The organism is Maricaulis sp. (genome assembly GCF_030149425.1).
In the GTDB taxonomy this organism is placed as follows: Bacteria; Pseudomonadota; Alphaproteobacteria; order Caulobacterales; family Maricaulaceae; genus Maricaulis.
Genome location: NZ_JASBRQ010000078.1, coordinates 1 through 19132, shown reverse-complemented (window position 1 = coordinate 19132; position 19132 = coordinate 1). Strand labels below are relative to the sequence as shown.

Here is a 19132-nt window from a genome sequence, read left to right as displayed (position 1 = left end):
GTTTGCATGCTGAGTGAAGCGGAGCTCGCCCCGTTTGCTTCGGGCGAGCTGGCCAAGACCCTCGGGCCCCTGCTGTATGCGCCCAATGGTGTCGGAGAACTGCGGCCGCACGCTCTGGCGCCGTTGGTGTGGGCCACCCTGCATCACGCCCAAGACGTACCCTACTGGTCCGAGCGCATGCCTGATGAGGGCGATCTGGCGCCACTCGACTGGTTGGCCAAGATACCGTCCGTGCGGCGCGACGATCTCGACCGGCAGCGACAGGATTTCTTGTCGCCCCGCTCTACCTTCGCCTTTTGCTCTTTTACCTCAAGCACCTCGACGGGCCGCTCGCTGCTGATCGAGAGAGGACGCGAAGAAGCGCTCTACATCCGCAATTTCTTCGCTGTCATGCAGGCGCGGCGGCCACAGCCGGCGTTGAAAGGGTTGGGGCTGCAAGCCGTCAATATCAATCATGGGGACCTGCTCTCGGCCGGGGGCAGCAGCGGCTATAGTTTTCCGGTCAATTTGTATGTCGCCACCGGCTATGCGACTGCGGCCAATCTGTTGACCCAGGATTTCACCTGGCCCGGCTGGGAGCGCCGTATCGGGTCGCTGAACGGGTCCTTCTCATGCCTCTACCGATTGGCGCGCTATATGGATCATCACGGTTATGAGCTGGAGGACGGACAATTACTGTCCGCTGTGGCGTTTGCTTCGCCGATCCCTCCGGCGGCTCGTGATTATCTTCAAGGCCGTTTTGGCACCCGTCTGCACGACAACTACTCCATGACCGAGGCCTTCGGCTCAGCCGCTTATTGCGATGAATGCGATGGCTATCACATGGCGCCTTTCATCTGGGATGAGGTACTTGATACCGACGAAGACCGGCCGGTGGCTGACGGTGAAGTTGGTGAACTGACGATCACACCGCTGTTTCCCTTCGCCCAGCGATTTGTCCTGCTGCGCTATCGCACCGGTGATCTCGCCGTCCGCTTCAAATCCATCTGCAAGCGTGGAGGGCAAGCGATCCGCCTGCTTGGCCGCAAGCGCAATGCCGTTCGCCTGGCAGATGGGGGCTGGGTGGGGTCGATCCCGGTAGCCTCGGCCCTGTTCGACGAGGCGGAATTACACCGGCCGGAGAACAATATCGAGATCGATGGTGACCGGACGTGCGGCGAGTTTCCCTGGATGAAGCTGAGTTCCAATGAGGTGGGCGATAAGGCTTATCTCGACATTGCACCGACATTTGGCGCCAATAGCGACAGCGCGCGCATGCAGTCCATCGTCGATCGTATTCTGGACCGACTGCCGGATCTGCCGCTCGAGGTGCGGGCGCAACCCCTTGAGACCCTGTCGACCGGCGGAACCTGGAAGCTCTAAACGCCGACGTCCTGCCAATGGCCCGTCATGGCCGAGCGCACGAGCGCGTCGGCGGTTTCAATGCCCCAGACGGCCTCATCCAGGGGGAGGCGATCACTTGGTTTCCGGTCGCGGGCGCAGTCGAGATAATGAGTTAGCTCACGCCGCAGCGCGCCATCAATGTCGCCACCGATCTCCGGCCAGAAGAAGAATTCCGGCCAGTCGGACCTTGCGGCACCTATTTGTTCGACCACAGGCTGGCTGCGCACCGTGAGCGCCTGGTCCCGCGCCAGGAATGTGCTCTCGAAGGCAAAGCCGGCCGGCGTTGCCGCGGGCATGATCCAGGCGTTTTGAATCACAGCGGTATGGCCACTCGCCCATTCCAGCATGCCCGTCGCCGCGATCACTTCACCGCTCTGCTGATGGCGCGAGATATGGCCGAGGGCGCGGGTAGGGCGGGCTCCCTGACTCCAGATCGCCAAGTCAATATCGTGGATACAGGCGCCGTAGAACGGATCAACACGACCGTATACGGCCAGGGCGCTGCGCTGGAAATGGCGCTGGAGGGACAGGTGTTGCGGCTTTTGTCCGAGTGCCTTGAACTGCGCCATCACATGCATGTAGCGCGGGTCAAAGCGCAGGATATTTCCGACGCAAACCGGGAGGTCGGCAGCTTGCGCCATGCGGGCCAACTCGCGGGCATCGGCGCCACTGGTCGTGAAGGGTTTTTCGATGATCACGGGTTTGCCGGCGGTCAGCGCGGTCTGAGCATGACCGGCGTGAAGGGCTTCGGGCGTGGCGATATCGACCAGGTCGATCTCGCAGGCCTGCAGCATTTGCGTGATATCGCTGAAGGCCGGGATGTCCTGAACGGATCTGGCGGCGCCGCCGGTGCCGGCGGTCGTATGAAACGCATCCTGCGCGCTTTCGCCCTCGCCGCGGGCCGCTGCCGCGTCGACATCACAGATCGCCACCACCTCTGCGCCGGGGCAGCTGTCCCAGACCTGACGGTGCAGACGCCCGAACCAGCCCAGTCCTACCAGGCCGATCCGTACCGGGTCTGTCTGCGTTCTGGCCATCCGGTGTGACGCCTTTCCGGCGGGCGGGCCGTGCTAGAGAATGTCGCGGTCGCCGAGATAAGGGCGCAAGGCCTTGGGCACGTTGAAGCGGCCATCCTTGCGCTGATGGATTTCCAGCAGCGGTGCAAAAACCCGCGGCGTGGCGATCGCCGTGTTGTTCAGCGTGTGCACGAAATTGATCTTCTTATCGCCGTCGCGATAGCGCGTATTGGTGCGACGCGACTGCCAGTCATGCAGTGTCGAGCAGCTATGGGTCTCGCGATAGGTGTCGAGCGAGGGCACCCAGGTTTCCACATCATGCATGCGGATCTTGCCAAGACCCATATCGCCGGTCGAACAGGCAACAATCTGATAGGGCAGTTCCAGCGCGCTCAGCAGGGATTCCGAAATCCCCAGCAGGGTGTCGTGCCATTTGCGCGATTCTTCCGGATCATTACGGCAGATCACATACTGCTCGACCTTCTGGAAGTGGTGTACGCGGAGCAGTCCGCGCACATCGCGTCCGCCGCTGCCGGCCTCGCGGCGATAGCAATTTGAATAACCGGCATAGAGGATCGGCAGATCGCTGTCTTTGAGGATGTCCCCTGCGTGCAGATTGTTCAGCACCACCTCGGACGTCCCGATCATGTAGAAGTCGTCGTCGACAAGCTTGAACGCCTCTTCAGTATGAAGCGGGAAATGACCTGTGCCGACAAAAGCGTGCTCGCGCGCATAGGGCGGTACAGTGATCGGCTTGAAGCCTTCCTTGATGAGGCGGTCGAGCGCGAAGCGCATCAGGGCCATTTCCAGCATCACCAGGTCGCCCTTCAGGCAATAGGTGCGGCTGCCGGCCGTGGCTGCGGCACCCTTGAAGTCGACCCAGTCATTCTTTTCCAGCAGATCAACATGATCGAGTGGATCGAAATCGAACTGCGTCTTCTCGCCAACCGTTTTGACGACTTCATTGGCGTCGGCATCCGGGCCGATAGGGGCTTCCTCGGAAGGAATGTTCGGCGTGATCAGAAGCAGTTCACGCAGCTCGCCCTGCCAGGTGCGCAATTGGGCTTCATTCTCCGAAATATCTGTCGACAGGCTCTTTGAGCGGCTCTGCAATTCCTTGCGCTCATCCTCGCTGGCGGAGGAAAACTGTTTCGCCATGGACTTCTTTTCATGGCGCAGTCCCTCGGTCGCCGTGACCAAGCTGCGAACCATGCCGTCGAGCTCGACGATACGGTCGATGTCGACATCGACACCTTTGTTCCGGGCCGCCTCTTTGACGAGGTCGACATTCGCGCAAATGAATTTCTGGTCTAGCATGAAATAAGGGTCTGATCTGGGAGGTAAGAGCGGATGGGCGGTTGCAATCCGGGGCCGTCGCGACAGGGCTGAAACCGGGTGCCCCGATACCGGATTTCGCCAATCCTAGTAGTCAGAACCAGCAACGCCGTCAACCAGACAGACGGCGCTGGATCGGCCAACGCTTAGGTTTTGTGAGGACTGAAAATCCCCTTCGGGTTGCGGGCGTGGGTTGGTGCTGCATAATGCCGGGGAGTGTTTTGCGGAGGGCTCCATGCTGGATACAGCCACATTGCCGGACACCCTGCCTCTGCTCGCTGATCTGATTGCCATCAACAGCGAGAATCCGGGCGGGTCGGAGGCGGAGATCGTCGGTTTCTGCGCGGCGCTGTTGCAACGCCACGGTATCAGCAGCGAAATCGTCGAAGTGCAGCCGGGACGGCCCAATCTGATCGCCCGGCTTGAGGGGCGAAATGATCGCAAAATCATTTACCAGGCCCATCTTGATACCAAGCCGGCTTTTCATGCCGGAGCGGATGCGGATGCCTGGACCCGCCCGCCCTTTCATCCGACCCGCGAAGGCGACCGGCTCTATGGCCTTGGAGCGTGCGACACAAAAGGCGGCGCCGCAGCTCAGCTGGTCGCCATGATCCGGCTGGCCCAGACCTGGTCGCGCGACATGCCGACCTTGGAGTGGCAGGGCGTGGCGGATGAGGAAAATGGTAGTCTCTACGGCGCTGAGCATTTGTGCGAGAGCGGCGCCCTCGAGGCGGATTTCGCCGTCATTGCCGAGCCGACGGATGGCCGGGTTTCATTCGAACAAATGGGCAGTATCTGGGTCGATATCACCGTTGAGGGCGAGCAATGCCATGGCGGCATGCCCTGGCTCGGCGCAGACGCAATGACCGCCGGGTTGGAGCTGATTGAGGTCATGAAGGCAGCCGTGGCCCAGCGCGAGCGGCACCCGGCGGTGCGTTTCCATCCTGATGTCGGTATCCGCATCCTCGAGGGCGGCGGTCATGCTGGCACCGTGGCGGGCCATCTCCGTATCGTGAGCGATATCCGCGTGCGACCGGACGAGGACCGTGAAGACTATCGCGCCTTGTGGCAGCAAGCCGCGGCGCAGATTTGCGACCGCCACAATGTCCGGATCGGCATTGGTGAAGCCGCTGGCGGCGGTTGTGAGCCGCATGGTCTCAAGGACGCCAGCCTGCGGCGAACAATTGAATCGGCCTGGCTTGATGAGTTCGGACAGGCGCTCGAGCCCAGCTTTTTCTATGGCGGTTCAGACGCCCGATATTTTGCCCGGGTCGGCACGCCGGCGATCGTTTTCGGCGCAGGCAGCCTGGCGCACGCCCATGCGCCGGACGAATTCGTTCCTGTGGACGAGGTGCTGCAATGTGAGCGCTTCCTCTCCCGACTGCCCCGGGCGCTGGCGCGGCAATGGGCATGATCGAGACGTCGCTGCAGGCCCAGCTGGAAGCGATTGTCGGCACAGGTTTTGTGCTGACGGGTGAGGCTGAGTGCTACAGCTATTCTTATGATGCCTACGGCGTGCATGGTGTGCCGAGAGCGGTCGTCCTGCCCGCGACGCCGGGCGAGGCGGTGGAGGTCGTTAGGGCGTTGCGTGCCGCCGGCCAGCCCTTTCTCGCCCGCGGCAGTGGCACGGGCTATGCGGGTGGATGTGTGGCCGTGCGTGGTGAGGTGCTGATTGTCACGACCCGGCTCAAGACCATTCGCGCCATTGACACCCTGGCCCGGACGGTTGAGGTTGATGCCGGGGTGGTTACCGCTGATCTGCAGGCTGCCGTGGCACGGCAGGGTTTGTATTATCCGCCGGACCCGTCCAGCTACGCGGTGTGCACCATTGGCGGCAATCTGGCGACCAATGCGGGCGGTCCGCACTGCCTGGGCTATGGCGTGACCAGCAATTACGTCACCGAGATTGAGTATGTAACGCCGCAGGGGGAGCTGGAATGGGTGGGCTCATCTCGTGCCGACCGGCTGGACATTCGCGGGCTGATGGTCGGCGCGGAAAGTGCACTCGGACTGATCACCGGTGCGCGCTTGCGCCTGATCCCCCAACCGGGCGAGATCAAGACGCTCTATGCCGAGTTCGATGACAATGCGGCTGGTGCCGCCGCGATCATGGACATGTTCTCCAAGGGCTTGAAGCCGATCGCGCTGGATATGACAGCGGGCGTCTATCATCCGCGCGGCGCACCGCTGCCCTTTGCCAATCCGTGTGTGCTTTACATTGAAGTCCATGGGGCAGGCGGTGAGGTCGAGCACCAAAGCCAGGCGATAAAAGCGGTTGTCGAAGGTCTTGGCGGGCGCGCGGAAATTCATAGCAAGTCGGATCTGATGAAGCGGCGCTATGAGGTGACGCGGGAACGCTGGCGTGGCGTCGCCAGCAGCTTCAATTTGCCCAATTACTTCCTCTTTGATGCCGTGGTGAAGCGCAGCGACCTCGCCCTTATGATGGAGCGCATCGAGGACGAGGCGAAGGCGGCCGATTTCATTGTCGCCAACACGTTTCACGCCGGCGACGGCAATATCCATCCAACGCCATTCTATGATCCACGGGAGCCGGGCATACAGGACCGGTTGGAAATTTTCCGCGACCGGATCTTGCGGCATGTACGCGATCTGGGTGGAGCCCTTACCGGGGAACATGGGATCGGACTGGAAAAGACCCATCTGATGGGGGAGTTCTTCGGGGCGGCGGCGCTGGAGACCATGCATGCTGTGCAGGACCTGTTTCAGCCAGCAGGAGCTGGTCCCGATCGCAAGCTTCTGCCGCCGCGTACCAGCACGCAGGCCGCGCCGCCGCGCGGCGTATTTGATGCTTTGGATATTTGTCCGGCCGATGGATATGCCGTCTTCCCGGCCGAGACATCCTGGAACGATGTGCGGGAGGCCCTGTCGGAGACGGGTTATGAGCTGCCCTATGATCCGATCGGGTGTTTCGAGGCGTTCTCTCTGGGTGAAACCGTCATGGCGGGGGCGCCAAATCTGCGCGAAATGCGTTTTGGACCGGCGCGCGATCTGTTGCTTGGCGGTGTGCTGACGGCGCGATCCGGGCGCGCAATCGAATTCGGTTCCGTGTTCGCCAAGGACGTGTCGGGTTTCGATCTGCGCAAACTCGTTTTCGGCTCACAGACCCGGCTAGGCGAACTTGACCGCCTGGCCGTCAAACTCGAGCCGCGGCCGCGCTTCCGTCATGTCGTCCGCCTTCGCCCGCATCCGGACTGCGACGTGGAAGCTCTGATCGCCACGCTGATGCAGCCGGACGCGCTGACCAGCTCGATCTGGCTCAAACGGACGGATTCCAGGATCGAGGTTGGGGCGCTGATCGAAGCCAATGCCGATGATCGATCCGGCTGGCTCAAGGCGCAGGGGGTATCCAGCCGGGCCGGGCTGGAATTCCTACCCTGGGACGGCAGGGCCAACAGCGCGCTGGGGATAGATGCGGGGATCTACCTGCAGCCGTGCGAAGCGGAGGCGTCAGCCCCGCCGGACCGGACGGGCGATGGTTTGGAACTGACCCTGTTCGCGCCCCCGCGGCATCTGCGTGCCGTCGATCTCGGCCGGGCGCGCGCCGACCGGCCGCTTGTCTCGACCCGCGACAACCGTTTGGCGGAGGCGTTTCATGCCCTTTGAGCTGCAGCCCGAAACGCTGCTGTCCGACAATCTCGCGCGCTGCAGCCGTTGCGGGCTGTGTCTTCCCACCTGCCCGACCTTCAAGCTCAGCGGGTCAGAAATGGAAAGCCCGCGCGGCCGCATCCAGCTCATGCAGGCGGTCAAGACCGGTGCGGTATCTGCAGCGGCTGCGGCACCCGCACTTGATAGCTGCCTGCGCTGCCGGGCCTGCGAGCCGGCTTGCCCGACCGGCGTAATTGTGGTCGATGCGCTGGCTGATCATTTCGCCGCCGCGGACACCGGGTCACGCTCTTCCCTGAACGAGTTCCTGGCGACCTGGCGGGCACGGCTGAAGCATGGACTGGCTTTGCTGCGCCGGTCAGGTGGCGGACGCTCCTGATGCAATATCAGCGTCTTGGGAGCAGCGATCTGACCGTGTCGCGCATTGGCTTTGGCGGCATGAGTATTGGCGATCCCAGCCAGGGCCGTCACAGCTGGATCCGTGATGGGCGCGAGGCCGAAGTCCTGCTCGGTGAGGCGATCGATTGCGGGATCACGTTTTTCGACACCGCCGGCGTCTATGCCGGGGGCAGTAGCGAGCGCTTGATAGGCCAGTTCCTGCGTCCGCGCCGCAAGGATATGGTCATCGCCAGCAAGGTCGGTGGCGATACGCGGTCCATGGCGCCGCGCGGAGGTCTGCTTGGTGCCGCACGTATCGCAGAGGATATCGACCTGGCCCTGAGCCGGCTGCAGAGCGATTATATTGATCTTCTGCAAATCCATCGCTGGGACCCTGTGACTCCGGTGGAGGAGACGCTTGAGGCGCTCGACCGGGCGGTGAAGGCGGGCAAGGTCCGCTATCTGGGGGCGTGTTCGATCTGGACAGAGCAATTGCTGCGGGCCCTGAAACTGCAGCAAGACAATGCGCTTGCCCGCTTCATCTCCATGCAGGTGCAATACAATCTTCTCTATCGCGAAGACGAGGCCGAGATGATCCCGGCTTGCCGTGACCATGGTCTCGGCGTGATCGCCTATTCGGCCCTGGCCCGGGGAAAGCTGCTGGCGGGTTTACAAGCGCCATCTGAGCGGTCGCGCAGCGATCCGTTGACCGCCCAGCTCTTTGACGCTCCGGCGGATGCGGACATATCCGCAGGGCTGCACCGGCTCGCGGGCCAGTTGGGCGTTCCGCCGGCGCAACTGGCTCTGTCCTGGGCCCTGCACCGTCCGGCCATTAGTGCCGTCCTTGCCGGTGCCTCGAGACCGGGACATCTAACGGCAGCCGCCGCAGCGCTGGCAATCAAGCCTGGGCAGTCTGTGTTCGATGCGCTGGAGCAGCCCTATCGCGCGCGCCCGGTCAGCGGCCACGTCTAGTTCCGCCGCCGCGCGGTGAATTGCCAGCCCTTGTTATACAGGTCGCAAGATGCGATCTTTGGTTGTCAGCTTGGTGCGTAACCGGAGAGCGGGAGGTGGAGGACCTTGCGGGGCTTTGATGCGAAACAGGCGCGCAGCTGGGATGAGAAGGGTTATCTCGTTCTTGAAGGCGCAGCGGATCCGGGGCTCATCTCCGAGGTCCGCGATACGATCTGGCAGGCGCTGGGGATGCGCCCGGACCATCCGTCTGACTGGTATGACGAGAGTTTGCGGGCGCTGACCGGGATTGACCAACGCGGCATGATCCCGATCTATCATGACGCCCCGCTCTGGCGCTGCCGGCAATTGCCCCTGCTTTATGCTGCCTTTCGCGATCTATACGGCGACGAGGATCTGCGTGTGAGTATCGACCGGGTCAATATGAACCCGCCGGTGCGTGCGGACTGGCCCTATGATGGGTTCATTCATTGGGACATCGATGTGGCCCGGCGGCCTGTACCCTTTGTCCTGCAGGGGCTTCTGGCTCTCAGCGATAGCGGGCCGGGGGAAGGCGGCTTCCAGTGTGTCCCCGGGTTCCATCGCCGGATCGAGGCCTGGCTTGATACGCAGCCGGAGGGATATGCCACGCGTTTTCCCGATGTCAGCGGTATGGAAATCGAGTTTGTACCTTTGAAAGCCGGTGATTTCCTGATCTGGCATTCAGCCTTGCCGCACGGCAATACGCCCAATCGATCGGACCGGCCACGTCTGGCGCAATACATCACCATGAAGCCGGCCAACCAAATTCCGGCGGCTGTTCAGGCCCAGCAACTCGAGGCTATTTTGCGGGGCGTAGCACCGGTTGCGCCGGGCGGGACGCAATTACCGCCCGATGCGCGCGAGATCACGTTCAACTGTCACCTGACAGAGCTGGGCCGGCGCCTTGTCGGTATGCCCTAGCCGGGGCTGCGCTGGGCCAGGCTCGGCAATTGGCCGGACGTCTGCGTGCGGCGCTGCAGCAATCCGCGCCGGCTCAGCCAGTAGAGCCGGATACGTACAAGGTCGGCTAGCATTTCGCCGAACACGGCTGACGTTTTTGCAAGTCCCCAGGGGGCCCGTGTGTCGGACCAGGGTATATCGACCTGCAGGATGGATTGGCCCTGCAGCTTGGCCATGTGGATCAGTTCGGCGTCAAAGGCATAGCGGGTTGAAGACATGCGCTGGAACAGGAATTTCGCATAGCCCCGTTCCATCAGTTTGAACGGGCATTGGCTGTCCTTCACATCGCTCGCGATCAGGGTGTTGAAGAGAAACAGGAAGGCCTTGCTCGTTGCCGCCCGGTAGGGGTTCGACTTGAGCGTGCCACGCTTGCGTCGCGTACCAATCGCCATTTCGTGGCGGTCCCGTTTCATTTGCTGGATCAGCTGGGGTAGGCCATCGAGATCGGCTGGAAGATCTATATCGGAGTAGAAAACAAAATCCCCACTGGCCCGGTCGACGCCATTGGCAATGCTCTTGCCCTTGCCGAAATTGCGCCCGTTCTCGAGAAAGGTGACGTCGGGAAAGACTTGTCGTGCGCGCGCGATATCTCCGGCTGATCCGCCATCATTGACGACCAGAACTTCGCAGGTTTCCCGATTGAACAAGGCCTCGATCCGGCGCAGGGAGCGCTCAATTACAGCATAATCCTCCTGGTAGCGGGGAAGGATGATGCTCAGTTCGCGGCGCTTCGGCTCAGTCATGCGCATGCCCTCTTGGTTGCACGCGCGCCAGTTCTGCAAAATGGACAGGTTGGCGCGCAACCCAAGTAGATGTGTGGGCAACTATACGCCTTCAGGATGTGCATTCAAGCATTGTGTTGTGGTGGTCATGCGCCCGGTGCGGGAATTCCGTGCTGGCCGTTCTCACGCTGACCCGGCTTACCGGCGCCGGGCCATCCGGCTTTCGATCGGAATGTAGTCCACGTCATAGCCGAAATAGCGCGGCGAAAAGACGGCCAGGCCTGCCTCGCTGCGCCAGACCGGGTCACACTTGAAGCCGAGCACTTCGACGGCCTGTCCGGCGACGAAGTCGGGATTGTTGACCCCTTCCGCGCTGGCCCGGTCCACCAAAGTGATCAGGTCAGGGCAGGTGGCGACGGTGTCATTGCCGATACGGGCGACCAGGTGCTCGTTCTTATAGTCCAGCCGCATGGTTTGGCCTGTGAAAGCTCCATCGCCCTCGATGTCGACATGGCCGGCCAGGAAACCGTCGCGGTCAGCCCAGTCGAACGGGCCAACGCGACCGGTGAAGAGGCGGTATCCGTCGCCGGCCAGCCGGGCCGCTTCAATCGGGTCTGTTCCTGCTGATTTGGCTTCGCGCACGGCGGCGCCAATTCGCATGGCCAGGCTGAAACTGTTCTTGATCAGGACGCCGTCGGACTTGGCCACGGCTCCGGTGATCGGCGCATCGGCAACGCCGACCAGGCCGCTGACCACAGTCAGGGCGCGGAATACGTCTTCCTGCCGGGATGTGTCGAGCAGTCCTGTGAGGACGATTTCATCGCCAAAGGGTGTGACGGCAGCGGCGGGAATGAGCGAATGCCCGGCAACCCGGACGGAATGTTGGTTGATCTCCGGCGTGGCGCGGCCAACCGTATCGGCATCGAGCGCAGGGACGCCAAGGCGTGCTGCGATGGAGAGGCCTTCAGCCATGCTGAGCGGGCCCATTTCACCCAGGATCACACCGGAAAACCGGGTCTCCAGATGGCGTTCAAGCAGTGAGAAAGCATTGAGAACCGGCATCTCGATGCGCCCGTCCAGAGCCGCCAGGCGCTGTTCGAACTCGGCGCTGAGTGGGGCCAGACTGGCCAGCGCGTAAGGGCAGGCTACCCGGTCGTCATCGTCCAGCGCCTCTACGTCAAGCAGGCTGAAATCATGTCCGGCCGCCAGATCGGCCCGGATCAGCTCGCGGGCTTCGGCAAGAGAGCCACCACCGCCACAACCGAGATAGCTGCAGCCGGTCAGCGAGTCTTCAAGGTCCGCCGGCGACAGGGTGCGGCCCGTATTTGGCGCTGGTGCAGGTCCCGGAGCCGCTGGGGCGGGCGCTTGCGAGCAGGCGGCGGTGGCTATCGAGCCCAGGCTGATCGCCGCTCCGGAAAGAAATTGCCGCCGTCCCAGTGTCATCTTGCCAATCATCAGCCTGCCCCTTTTTCCCTATGATGGATCACGCTAGCGGCCGGTATGCTGGCTGACAATCAGTCGCGCCGAATCGGCAAACTCGCCTGGCGAGCGAGCGGGTGTCCGGCCTGCCTAGCGCGTCAGGTGAATCCCAGAGCCGTGAAAGCCGGGCCTCTTTGATATTTTCCCTAGGGGTAAATTCTTGCGCATTCATGGTCTTAGTTCTGCTCAGGGTTAGCTTTGTTGCGCCGAAATGCGATCCACGAAAAAATATTCTTGCATTTCGCGTGCGCAGGTTTCACGCTGCGCCGCAACATTGAAGAGGCCCCGGCAAGTCATGTCGATCCACACGCGTAAAAAGCCAGTTGCTCTGGCCGTCACCCGGACGGGTGTCGACGTGCGCGCGCTCGGCCTCACTCTTCTCGTACTTGTACTTATTATCGCCTCCATACCGGGAGCGGTGACCGCGCCTGCCTTGTAGACACACTTACTCAGGCAGACCGAGAAAACCCCGCTCCCGAAAAGGAGCGGGGTTTTTCGTTTTGCCGACGGAAAACCGATGCCCAAGCCGAACGCAAAATCCTCTGACACGATAACCCGCGGCGCCGCCCGTGCGCCGGCGCGCGCCATGTTGCGCGCCACCGGCATGGCCGACGAGGATTTCGACAAGCCCATGATCGGGCTGATCAACACTTGGACCACGGTCACGCCCTGCAACATGCACCTGCAGGCCCTGGCCGATCCGGCGCGCGAGGCGATCCGCGAGGCCGGCGGTGTGCCGGTCGATTTCAATACGGTTGTCGTCTCGGACGGCATTTCCATGGGCACGGAAGGCATGCGCGCCTCATTGATCTCGCGTGAGGTGATCGCCGATTCCATCGAGCTCGCGGTCCGCGGTCACAGCCTCGACGGGGTGATGATCCTGGTCGGTTGCGACAAGACCATCCCGGCTGCCGCCATGGCCCTGGCGCGCATGGATGTGCCCGGATGCATTCTGTACGGCGGCACGATCATGCCGGGACGCAAGGGTGACAAGGAATTGTCGATCCAGGATGTGTTCGAGGCGGTTGGCGCACATGCCTGCGGCGAGATGAGCGATGCCGAGCTGGCAGAAGTGGAAAAGGCGGCCTGTCCCGGTGCCGGCGCCTGCGGGGGGCAGTTTACCGCCAATACCATGGCCATGATCCTGTCGTTTCTGGGGCTGTCGCCGATGGGGGTGAATGACATCCCGGCGCCGCATCCGGAAAAACCGGCGGCCGCTGCGCGTTGCGGTTATCTCGCTGTCGAGCTGGCCCGGAACAAGACTTCGCCGCGTCAGTTCATCACGCCGGCATCGTTGCGCAATGCCGCCATCGCCGCCTCCGCCAGCGGCGGCTCGACCAATGCGGTCCTGCATGTCGCCGCCATTGCCGCGGAAGCGGGCATTCCCTTCTCGATCAGCACGTTCGACGAGGTCGCCTGCGAGACCCCGGTGATCACCGACCTGAAGCCGGGCGGGCGTTTCCTGGCGCACCACATGTTCCTGGCCGGCGGCACGCGGCTGTTTGGCCAGCGGCTGATGCAGGCCGGTCGGATCGAAGATACCCCGACCGTCACCGGGCACAGCCTGTTCGAGGAATGCGCCGCAGCAGAGGAATCCCGCGGTCAGCGCGTCATCAAAACGGTCGCTGACCCGGTGAAACCCGATGGTGGTTTCCGGGTGCTGAATGGCGATCTGGCACCTGACGGGGCGGTGCTGAAACTGTCCGGGCATTCGCGCACGCGGTTCGACGGGACGGCCCGTGTCTTTGAGCGCGAGGAGGACGCCTTCGCGGCTGTTGAAACCAATCAGATCAAGGCCGGTGATGTTGTCATCATCCGCAATGAGGGGCCGCAGGGTGGTCCCGGCATGCGCGAAATGCTCGGCGTCACTGCGGCGCTGGTCGGTCAGGGGCTGGGCGAGGATGTCGCCCTGATCACCGATGGCCGCTTCTCCGGCGCATCGACCGGCTTTGTCATCGGCCATGTCAGCCCCGAAGCGACGGCCGGCGGGCCGATCGGCCTGATCCGCGACGGTGACCGCATCATGATCGATGTCGCCGCACGCCGCATCGATACCGAGGCTGACCTGGCCGAACGCCGCGCCGGATGGACCCCGCCAGCGCCCAATCCGATGGGCGGCGTGTTCGCCAAATATGCCCGCCTGGTCGCCTCCGCTGCCCAAGGCGCGGTGACCTGCCAGCCACCAACTCAATCCACACCACACCCGGACGCATCCGAGCCGGATACCAATTCCCAGGAGATTTACGCATGACCGCAGAAACCGCGCCCACGCCGGCCCCGCGCCGCAGCGCCTTCGAGGTCGATACGGCCCCGTTCAAAGCCAGACCGGTTGCCGTGATCGGCTATGGCAGCCAGGGCCGTGCCCACGCCATGAACCTCAAGGAGAGCGGCTGCGATGTCATCGTCGGCGTGCGTCCCGGCGGCAAGGGCGAGGCCCGGGCCCAGGCGGATGGCCTGAAGACGGCTTCGCCGGCCGAAGCCAGCCGGACCGCGTCGCTGATCGCCATCCTGACGCCGGATATGAGCCATGAAGCGGTCTTCCGCGAAGATGTTGCGCCCAATCTGAGCGCTGGCGATGCCGTCCTCTTCGCGCATGGCTTCTCGGTCCATTTCGGCCGGGTCAACGCCCCGGACAATGTCGATATCGTCCTCGTCGCGCCGAAGGGGCCGGGCGATCTCGTGCGGCGGGAATATGAGCGCGGCCGCGGTGTGCCCTGCCTGTTTGCCGTGCACCAGGATGCCACCGGCGAAGCGCGTCAGCGGGCGCTGGCCTACACCGCCTGTATCGGTGGTGCATCGGCCGGGGTCATCGAGACCAGTTTCGCCGAGGAGACCGAGACCGACCTGTTCGGTGAGCAGGCGGTGTTGTGCGGTGGCGCGACCGAGCTCGTCCTGGCCGGTTACGAGACCCTGACCGAGGCCGGGTATCAGCCTGAGGTCGCCTATTTCGAATGCCTGCACGAACTCAAGCTGATTGTGGACCTCCTGTATGAGGGCGGGCTGGAGAAGATGCATGAATTCATCTCCGAGACCGCCATCTACGGCGATCTGCGTTCCGGTCCGCGTGTCATCAATGACGAGACCCGGGCGCGCATGCGCGAGGTGTTGAAGGATATCCAGGACGGCACCTTCGCCCGCGACTGGATCACCGAGAACCAGGCCGGCAAGCCGCAATACACGGCCCTGCTGCGCAAGGACCTGGACCACCCGATCGAGAAAACCGGCGCCGCCCTGCGCGCCGACATGCCCTGGCTGCAGCCGGGCGCCAATGCCTGAGCGCGAGAAGGACGAGTAAGATGAACGCCCTGCCTGCGACCCAGCCCGCCGCGGAAACCTGTCCCCCCATGACCGGGGCGCGCTGGGTCGTACGGACGCTCGAGGAGATCGGCGTCCACCGCATCTATGGTTATCCCGGCGGGGCGATCATGCCGGTGTATGACGCCCTGACCGGTTCCAAGCTGGAACACATCCTGGTGCGCCATGAGCAGGCGGCGAGCTTTGCCGCCGATGCCCAGGCTCGCCTGACCGGCAAGGCCGGCGTCTGCTTGGCGACCTCCGGGCCGGGTGCGACCAACCTCCTGACCGGTATCGCCAACGCTTTTTTGGACTCAGTCCCGATGGTGGTGCTGACCGGCCAGGTTCCGTCCGGACTGATGGGCACAGACGCCTTCCAGGAGGTCGATGTCTTCGGCATGTCCATGCCGGTCGTCAAACACTCCATCATCATCCGCGATCCCGCGCGTATTCCCGAGCTGCTGCGCGAAGCCTTCCATATCGCCGAAAGCGGCCGTCCCGGGCCGGTTCTGGTGGATCTGCCCAAAGACGTCTTACAGGCCGAGGCTACATCCCTCCCTCTCTCAGGGCCTCGGCAGGAGGCCGGGCCGCCGTCTGCATCTCATCCCCCGGTAGATGCAGCGGCGGCCTTGCTGGCCCAGGCGAAACGGCCGGTCCTCTATATCGGCGGCGGCGTCGCCCTGGGCGGAGCGGTCGATGCTCTGCGCGACTTTATGGACCGGACCGGCATTGTCGCGGTGGCAACGCTGAAAGGGATTGGCTGTGCCCATCCCGATGCGGAAAACTATCTCGGCATGCTGGGCATGCACGGCACGCGCGCCGCCAATATGGCGGTGCAGGGCAGCGATCTGCTGATGTGTGTCGGCGCCCGTTTCGATGACCGGGCCACCGGCCGTCCAGACAGTTTCGCTCCCGATGCCCGCATCATCCACATTGATGGCGACCCGGCCGAGATTGGCAAGCTGCGCCATGTCGATGCGGCTATAGCCGGAGATATCAGCGACGCCCTGCAACGCATCGAACCGGGCTATCTCGAGATCGATGACTGGCGCGGGACCTGCCGCGGCTGGGCCGCCGAGCATGCCTTCGACTATGACGCGCCGGGTAATGGCGTTTACGCGCCAGCCTTGTTGAAACAGCTCTCCGAGGCGGCCGGCGATGATTTCATCGCTGCCTGCGATGTCGGCCAGCACCAGATGTGGGTGGCCCAGCATTGCCGTTTTGCCCGCCCGGAAGCGCATCTGACCAGCGCCGGGTTGGGTGCGATGGGCTATGGCCTGCCCGCCGGTATCGGTGCGGCGATGCAATGTCCTGACGCCAAGGTCGTCACGGTTACCGGCGATGGGTCGATCATGATGAATATCCAGGAGCTGGCGACCGCGCGGCGTTATGGCGTGCCGGTGCGCATCCTGCTCCTGGACAATGCCTCGCTGGGATTGGTCCGGCAGTGGCAGGAATACTTCTTCGACCAGAATTTTTCCGAGATCGATCTCTACGACAATCCGGACTTTGCCGAGGTTGCCCGGTCCTTCGGCGTCGAAGCTTTCACCATTCACAGTCGCGACGAGGTGCCCGGCGCCATCGAGCGACTGCTCAACGCCACCGGACCGATCCTGGCGCACTGCCTGATCGATCCGCGCGAAAACGTCTGGCCGCTCGTTCCGCCAGGCAAATCCAATGCAGAAATGATGGAGGACTGATCCATGCACAATATTCGAATTCAACTCGCCGAGCGTGAGGGTGCCCTTGTGCGCCTGCTCAGCAATATCGAGCGCCGCGGTTTCATTATCGAGAGCCTGGACAAGACCGCCGCACAGGACGGGGTGACCGATATCGCTGCCCGTATCACGCCACGCGGCGAGCGCTCGCTGGACGTTCTCACGCGCCAGCTTTCCCGCCTGTTCGACGTCATGGACGTCTACACCCCGATGCCGGCCCACATGGCCAGCCACGCCATGCCTCCAGGAGAGCGATCATGTCGACAATCCCAGTAAACCACCCGGCTGCCGGGGATCACGTCCGGATCTTCGACACCACGTTGCGCGATGGAGAACAGGCGCCAGGCTTCTCCATGACACCGGCGCAGAAAGTTGAACTGGCGCATTTGCTCGCGGCCATGCGCGTTGATGTGATCGAGGCCGGTTTTGCCGCCGCCTCTCCCGGCGATGCGGCAGCCGTCAAGGATATCGCCCGCGAGATCGAGGGGCCAACTCTGTGCTCGCTGTCCCGGGCCTCCATCGGGGACATTGATGCCGCCGCCGAGGCCCTCGCCCCGGCACGCCGCAAGCGTATCCACATTTTCCTGGCCACCAGTCCGATCCACCGAGAGGCCAAGCTACGCATGTCGCGACTGGAAGTGCTCAAGGCGATCGAAACCGCGCTGAGCCATGCCGCTGAATGTTTCGACGAGGTGGAGTTTTCCGCCGAGGACGCACTGCGTACCGAGGACGACTTCCTGACCGAAGCCATGGCATGCGCCGCCGCCCATGGCGCCGATGTGCTGAATGTGCCGGACACGGTCGGCGTCAGCGAACCGGGCGAAATCCGCCGCGTGTTCGAACGCCTGATGCGCGAGGTCGAACGGCCGGAACACGTCATTTTCTCTGCCCATTGTCACAATGATCTGGGCCTGGCTGTCTCCAACAGTCTGGCCGCAGTTCAAGCTGGTGCGCGCCAGGTCGAATGCGCCATCAACGGCATCGGAGAACGCGCAGGGAACTGCTCGCTGGAAGAACTGGTCATGGCCCTGAATGTGCGCCCGGACATCTTCCCCGCAGCGACCCGCATCGACACCACCCAGCTCTGGCCGGCCAGTCAGAAACTGATGCGCCTGACCGGCACCCCGGTCGCACCGAACAAGGCGATTGTCGGCAAGAATGCCTTTGCCCACGAGGCCGGCATCCACCAGCACGGCATGATCGCGGATCGCCGCACCTATGAAATCATGACCCCGGAAAGTGTCGGCGCACCGGGCTCGGAACTGGTGCTGGGCAAGCATTCGGGCAAACACGCGCTCAACCAGCGCCTCGCCCAGCTCGGTTATCAGCCGGATCCGGAACACCTGAACGTGGTCTTCCGCGAATTCAAACGCCTAGCCGATGACCATGGCGAGGTGACCGATGCCGATCTGGTCAGCCTGATGGAAGGCCATGGCGAAAGCGGATCGGCCTGGCAGGTCATGCGGACCGAGCTGCGCACTACAGCAGGTCCTCGCCCCAAACAGTTTGCGCGTGTCGAGCTGGCCCACCCGGATCGCGGGCGGGTCTCCGATATCGCGTCCGGTGAAGGTCCGGTCGCTGCGGCGTTCGCGGCTGTCCAGCGCATTACCGGACGCACGGCCGACGTCGTCGCGCTGGAAACCAAGATGCTGCGCTCCCGGACGGGACGCGAATTTGTCGCCGAGATTGAAGTCGATCTGGAAGGCCAGCGTGTGCGTGGCCGGGCACGGGGTCCCGATGTGGTCACTGCCGCCATCGACTCCCTGCTCTTTGCCTTCGAGCGCCAGCCGGCGCCGCAAACCCAACACCAAGCAGCGCAAACCGCTGTCATGTAAGGATTTATCATGTCTATCCAGGAAACTGACTTCATCTGGCGCAATGGCGAGTTGATCGACTGGCACGATGCGCAAACCCATATCCTGAGCCACGCCCTGCACTATGGCACCTCGGTCTTTGAAGGCATCCGCGCCTACAAGACGCCGCAGGGCCCGCAGATCTTCCGGCTGCAGGACCATGTCCGGCGCCTGTTCGATTCCGCCAAGGTCTATCGCATGCCCCTGCCCCACACCCAGGAGGAGCTGGAAGAGGCGTGTCGCCATGTCGTTCGCTCGAACCGGCTCAGCGATGCCTATCTGCGCCCGGTCGCCTTCTTCGGCTATGGCGGGATCGGGGTCATGCCCGGCAAGGCCGCCAAGGTTGAAGTCGCCATCGCGGCCTTCCCCTGGGGCGCCTA

Annotated in this window: 16 protein-coding genes; 12 read left to right on the top strand and 4 right to left on the bottom strand. The window is 63.1% G+C overall.

All coding sequences use genetic code 11. The annotated features are described in order from the left end of the window. Window positions 1-6 precede the first annotated feature (6 nt). Window positions 7-1362 (top strand): hypothetical protein, encoded by a 1356-nt coding sequence (locus tag Q1V57_RS13580; RefSeq protein ID WP_300531921.1) that lies wholly within the window; start codon window positions 7-9, stop codon window positions 1360-1362. On the opposite strand, the gene Q1V57_RS13575 is transcribed toward Q1V57_RS13580, so the two are convergent. Together Q1V57_RS13575 and serS are read right to left on the bottom strand one after the other, a co-directional pair. Beyond that, window positions 1359-2420: a Gfo/Idh/MocA family oxidoreductase gene (locus Q1V57_RS13575; protein ID WP_300531918.1), complete on the bottom strand. Its 1062-nt coding sequence runs from the start codon at window positions 2418-2420 to the stop codon at window positions 1359-1361. The genes Q1V57_RS13580 and Q1V57_RS13575 overlap by 4 nt on opposite strands. A gap of 33 nt (window positions 2421-2453) precedes the next feature. After that, window positions 2454-3716 (bottom strand): serine--tRNA ligase, encoded by a 1263-nt coding sequence (gene serS / locus Q1V57_RS13570; protein ID WP_300531916.1) that lies wholly within the window; start codon window positions 3714-3716, stop codon window positions 2454-2456. Between the two features lie 253 nt (window positions 3717-3969). Here serS and Q1V57_RS13565 point away from each other — a divergent pair, with 253 nt between their 5' ends. The 5 genes from Q1V57_RS13565 to Q1V57_RS13545 all read left to right on the top strand — a co-directional run bounded on the left by Q1V57_RS13565 (window position 3970) and on the right by Q1V57_RS13545 (window position 9647). Then, window positions 3970-5148, top strand: coding sequence for a M20/M25/M40 family metallo-hydrolase (locus tag Q1V57_RS13565; RefSeq protein WP_300531913.1), 1179 nt, complete (start codon window positions 3970-3972; stop codon window positions 5146-5148). Continuing rightward, a complete protein-coding gene (locus Q1V57_RS13560) occupies window positions 5145-7358 on the top strand; it encodes an FAD-binding protein (RefSeq protein WP_300531912.1) in 2214 nt (737 codons plus the stop codon). The genes Q1V57_RS13565 and Q1V57_RS13560 overlap by 4 nt, the downstream gene beginning before the upstream one ends. Then, window positions 7348-7737, top strand: coding sequence for a 4Fe-4S dicluster domain-containing protein (locus tag Q1V57_RS13555; RefSeq protein WP_300531910.1), 390 nt, complete (start codon window positions 7348-7350; stop codon window positions 7735-7737). Before Q1V57_RS13560 ends, Q1V57_RS13555 begins: the two co-directional genes overlap by 11 nt. Then, window positions 7737-8708 (top strand): aldo/keto reductase, encoded by a 972-nt coding sequence (locus Q1V57_RS13550; RefSeq protein WP_300531907.1) that lies wholly within the window; start codon window positions 7737-7739, stop codon window positions 8706-8708. Before Q1V57_RS13555 ends, Q1V57_RS13550 begins: the two co-directional genes overlap by 1 nt. Window positions 8709-8813: 105 nt before the next feature. Next, on the top strand, window positions 8814-9647 hold the full coding sequence (locus Q1V57_RS13545) for a phytanoyl-CoA dioxygenase family protein (RefSeq protein WP_300531905.1): 834 nt from the start codon (window positions 8814-8816) through the stop codon (window positions 9645-9647). On the opposite strand, the gene Q1V57_RS13540 is transcribed toward Q1V57_RS13545, so the two are convergent. Both Q1V57_RS13540 and Q1V57_RS13535 read right to left on the bottom strand, forming a co-directional pair. Next, complete coding sequence (locus Q1V57_RS13540; RefSeq protein ID WP_300531903.1) at window positions 9644-10429, bottom strand: glycosyltransferase family 2 protein; 786 nt, start codon at window positions 10427-10429, stop codon at window positions 9644-9646. The genes Q1V57_RS13545 and Q1V57_RS13540 overlap by 4 nt on opposite strands. A gap of 177 nt (window positions 10430-10606) precedes the next feature. Next, window positions 10607-11863, bottom strand: a complete 1257-nt coding sequence (locus tag Q1V57_RS13535; protein WP_300531901.1) for a DUF917 domain-containing protein — start codon at window positions 11861-11863, stop codon at window positions 10607-10609. A gap of 541 nt (window positions 11864-12404) precedes the next feature. On the opposite strand from Q1V57_RS13535, the gene Q1V57_RS13530 reads away from it, so the two are divergent. The 6 genes from Q1V57_RS13530 to Q1V57_RS13505 form a co-directional block, all read left to right on the top strand. Continuing rightward, window positions 12405-14138: a dihydroxy-acid dehydratase gene (locus Q1V57_RS13530; RefSeq protein WP_300531898.1), complete on the top strand. Its 1734-nt coding sequence runs from the start codon at window positions 12405-12407 to the stop codon at window positions 14136-14138. Then, on the top strand, window positions 14135-15163 hold the full coding sequence (gene ilvC / locus Q1V57_RS13525) for a ketol-acid reductoisomerase (RefSeq protein WP_300531896.1): 1029 nt from the start codon (window positions 14135-14137) through the stop codon (window positions 15161-15163). The genes Q1V57_RS13530 and ilvC overlap by 4 nt, the downstream gene beginning before the upstream one ends. Window positions 15164-15183: 20 nt before the next feature. Next, entirely contained in the window at window positions 15184-16881 is a 1698-nt protein-coding gene (ilvG, locus tag Q1V57_RS13520; RefSeq protein WP_366145164.1) for an acetolactate synthase 2 catalytic subunit, read from the top strand. 3 nt (window positions 16882-16884) lie between these two features. Continuing rightward, a complete protein-coding gene (locus Q1V57_RS13515) occupies window positions 16885-17175 on the top strand; it encodes an ACT domain-containing protein (RefSeq protein WP_300531894.1) in 291 nt (96 codons plus the stop codon). Then, entirely contained in the window at window positions 17157-18734 is a 1578-nt protein-coding gene (locus tag Q1V57_RS13510) for a 2-isopropylmalate synthase (RefSeq protein ID WP_300531892.1), read from the top strand. The genes Q1V57_RS13515 and Q1V57_RS13510 overlap by 19 nt, the downstream gene beginning before the upstream one ends. A gap of 9 nt (window positions 18735-18743) precedes the next feature. Then, on the top strand, window positions 18744-19132 hold a 389-nt coding region (locus Q1V57_RS13505), incomplete at its 3' end, for an aminotransferase class IV (protein WP_300531890.1).

Excerpts from the sequence above, each read along its gene's own strand:
- Q1V57_RS13580 (WP_300531921.1), top strand. The coding sequence starts at position 7 with ATGCTGAGTGAAGCGGAGCTCGCCCCGTTTGCTTCGGGCGAGCTGGCC.
- Q1V57_RS13575 (WP_300531918.1), bottom strand. The coding sequence starts at position 2,420 with ATGGCCAGAACGCAGACAGACCCGGTACGGATCGGCCTGGTAGGACTG.
- serS (WP_300531916.1), bottom strand. The coding sequence starts at position 3,716 with ATGCTAGACCAGAAATTCATTTGCGCGAATGTCGACCTCGTCAAAGAG.
- Q1V57_RS13565 (WP_300531913.1), top strand. The coding sequence starts at position 3,970 with ATGCTGGATACAGCCACATTGCCGGACACCCTGCCTCTGCTCGCTGAT.
- Q1V57_RS13560 (WP_300531912.1), top strand. The coding sequence starts at position 5,145 with ATGATCGAGACGTCGCTGCAGGCCCAGCTGGAAGCGATTGTCGGCACA.
- Q1V57_RS13555 (WP_300531910.1), top strand. The coding sequence starts at position 7,348 with ATGCCCTTTGAGCTGCAGCCCGAAACGCTGCTGTCCGACAATCTCGCG.
- Q1V57_RS13550 (WP_300531907.1), top strand. The coding sequence starts at position 7,737 with ATGCAATATCAGCGTCTTGGGAGCAGCGATCTGACCGTGTCGCGCATT.
- Q1V57_RS13540 (WP_300531903.1), bottom strand. The coding sequence starts at position 10,429 with ATGACTGAGCCGAAGCGCCGCGAACTGAGCATCATCCTTCCCCGCTAC.
- Q1V57_RS13535 (WP_300531901.1), bottom strand. The coding sequence starts at position 11,863 with ATGATTGGCAAGATGACACTGGGACGGCGGCAATTTCTTTCCGGAGCG.
- Q1V57_RS13530 (WP_300531898.1), top strand. The coding sequence starts at position 12,405 with ATGCCCAAGCCGAACGCAAAATCCTCTGACACGATAACCCGCGGCGCC.
- ilvC (WP_300531896.1), top strand. The coding sequence starts at position 14,135 with ATGACCGCAGAAACCGCGCCCACGCCGGCCCCGCGCCGCAGCGCCTTC.
- ilvG (WP_366145164.1), top strand. The coding sequence starts at position 15,184 with ATGAACGCCCTGCCTGCGACCCAGCCCGCCGCGGAAACCTGTCCCCCC.
- Q1V57_RS13515 (WP_300531894.1), top strand. The coding sequence starts at position 16,885 with ATGCACAATATTCGAATTCAACTCGCCGAGCGTGAGGGTGCCCTTGTG.
- Q1V57_RS13510 (WP_300531892.1), top strand. The coding sequence starts at position 17,157 with ATGTCGACAATCCCAGTAAACCACCCGGCTGCCGGGGATCACGTCCGG.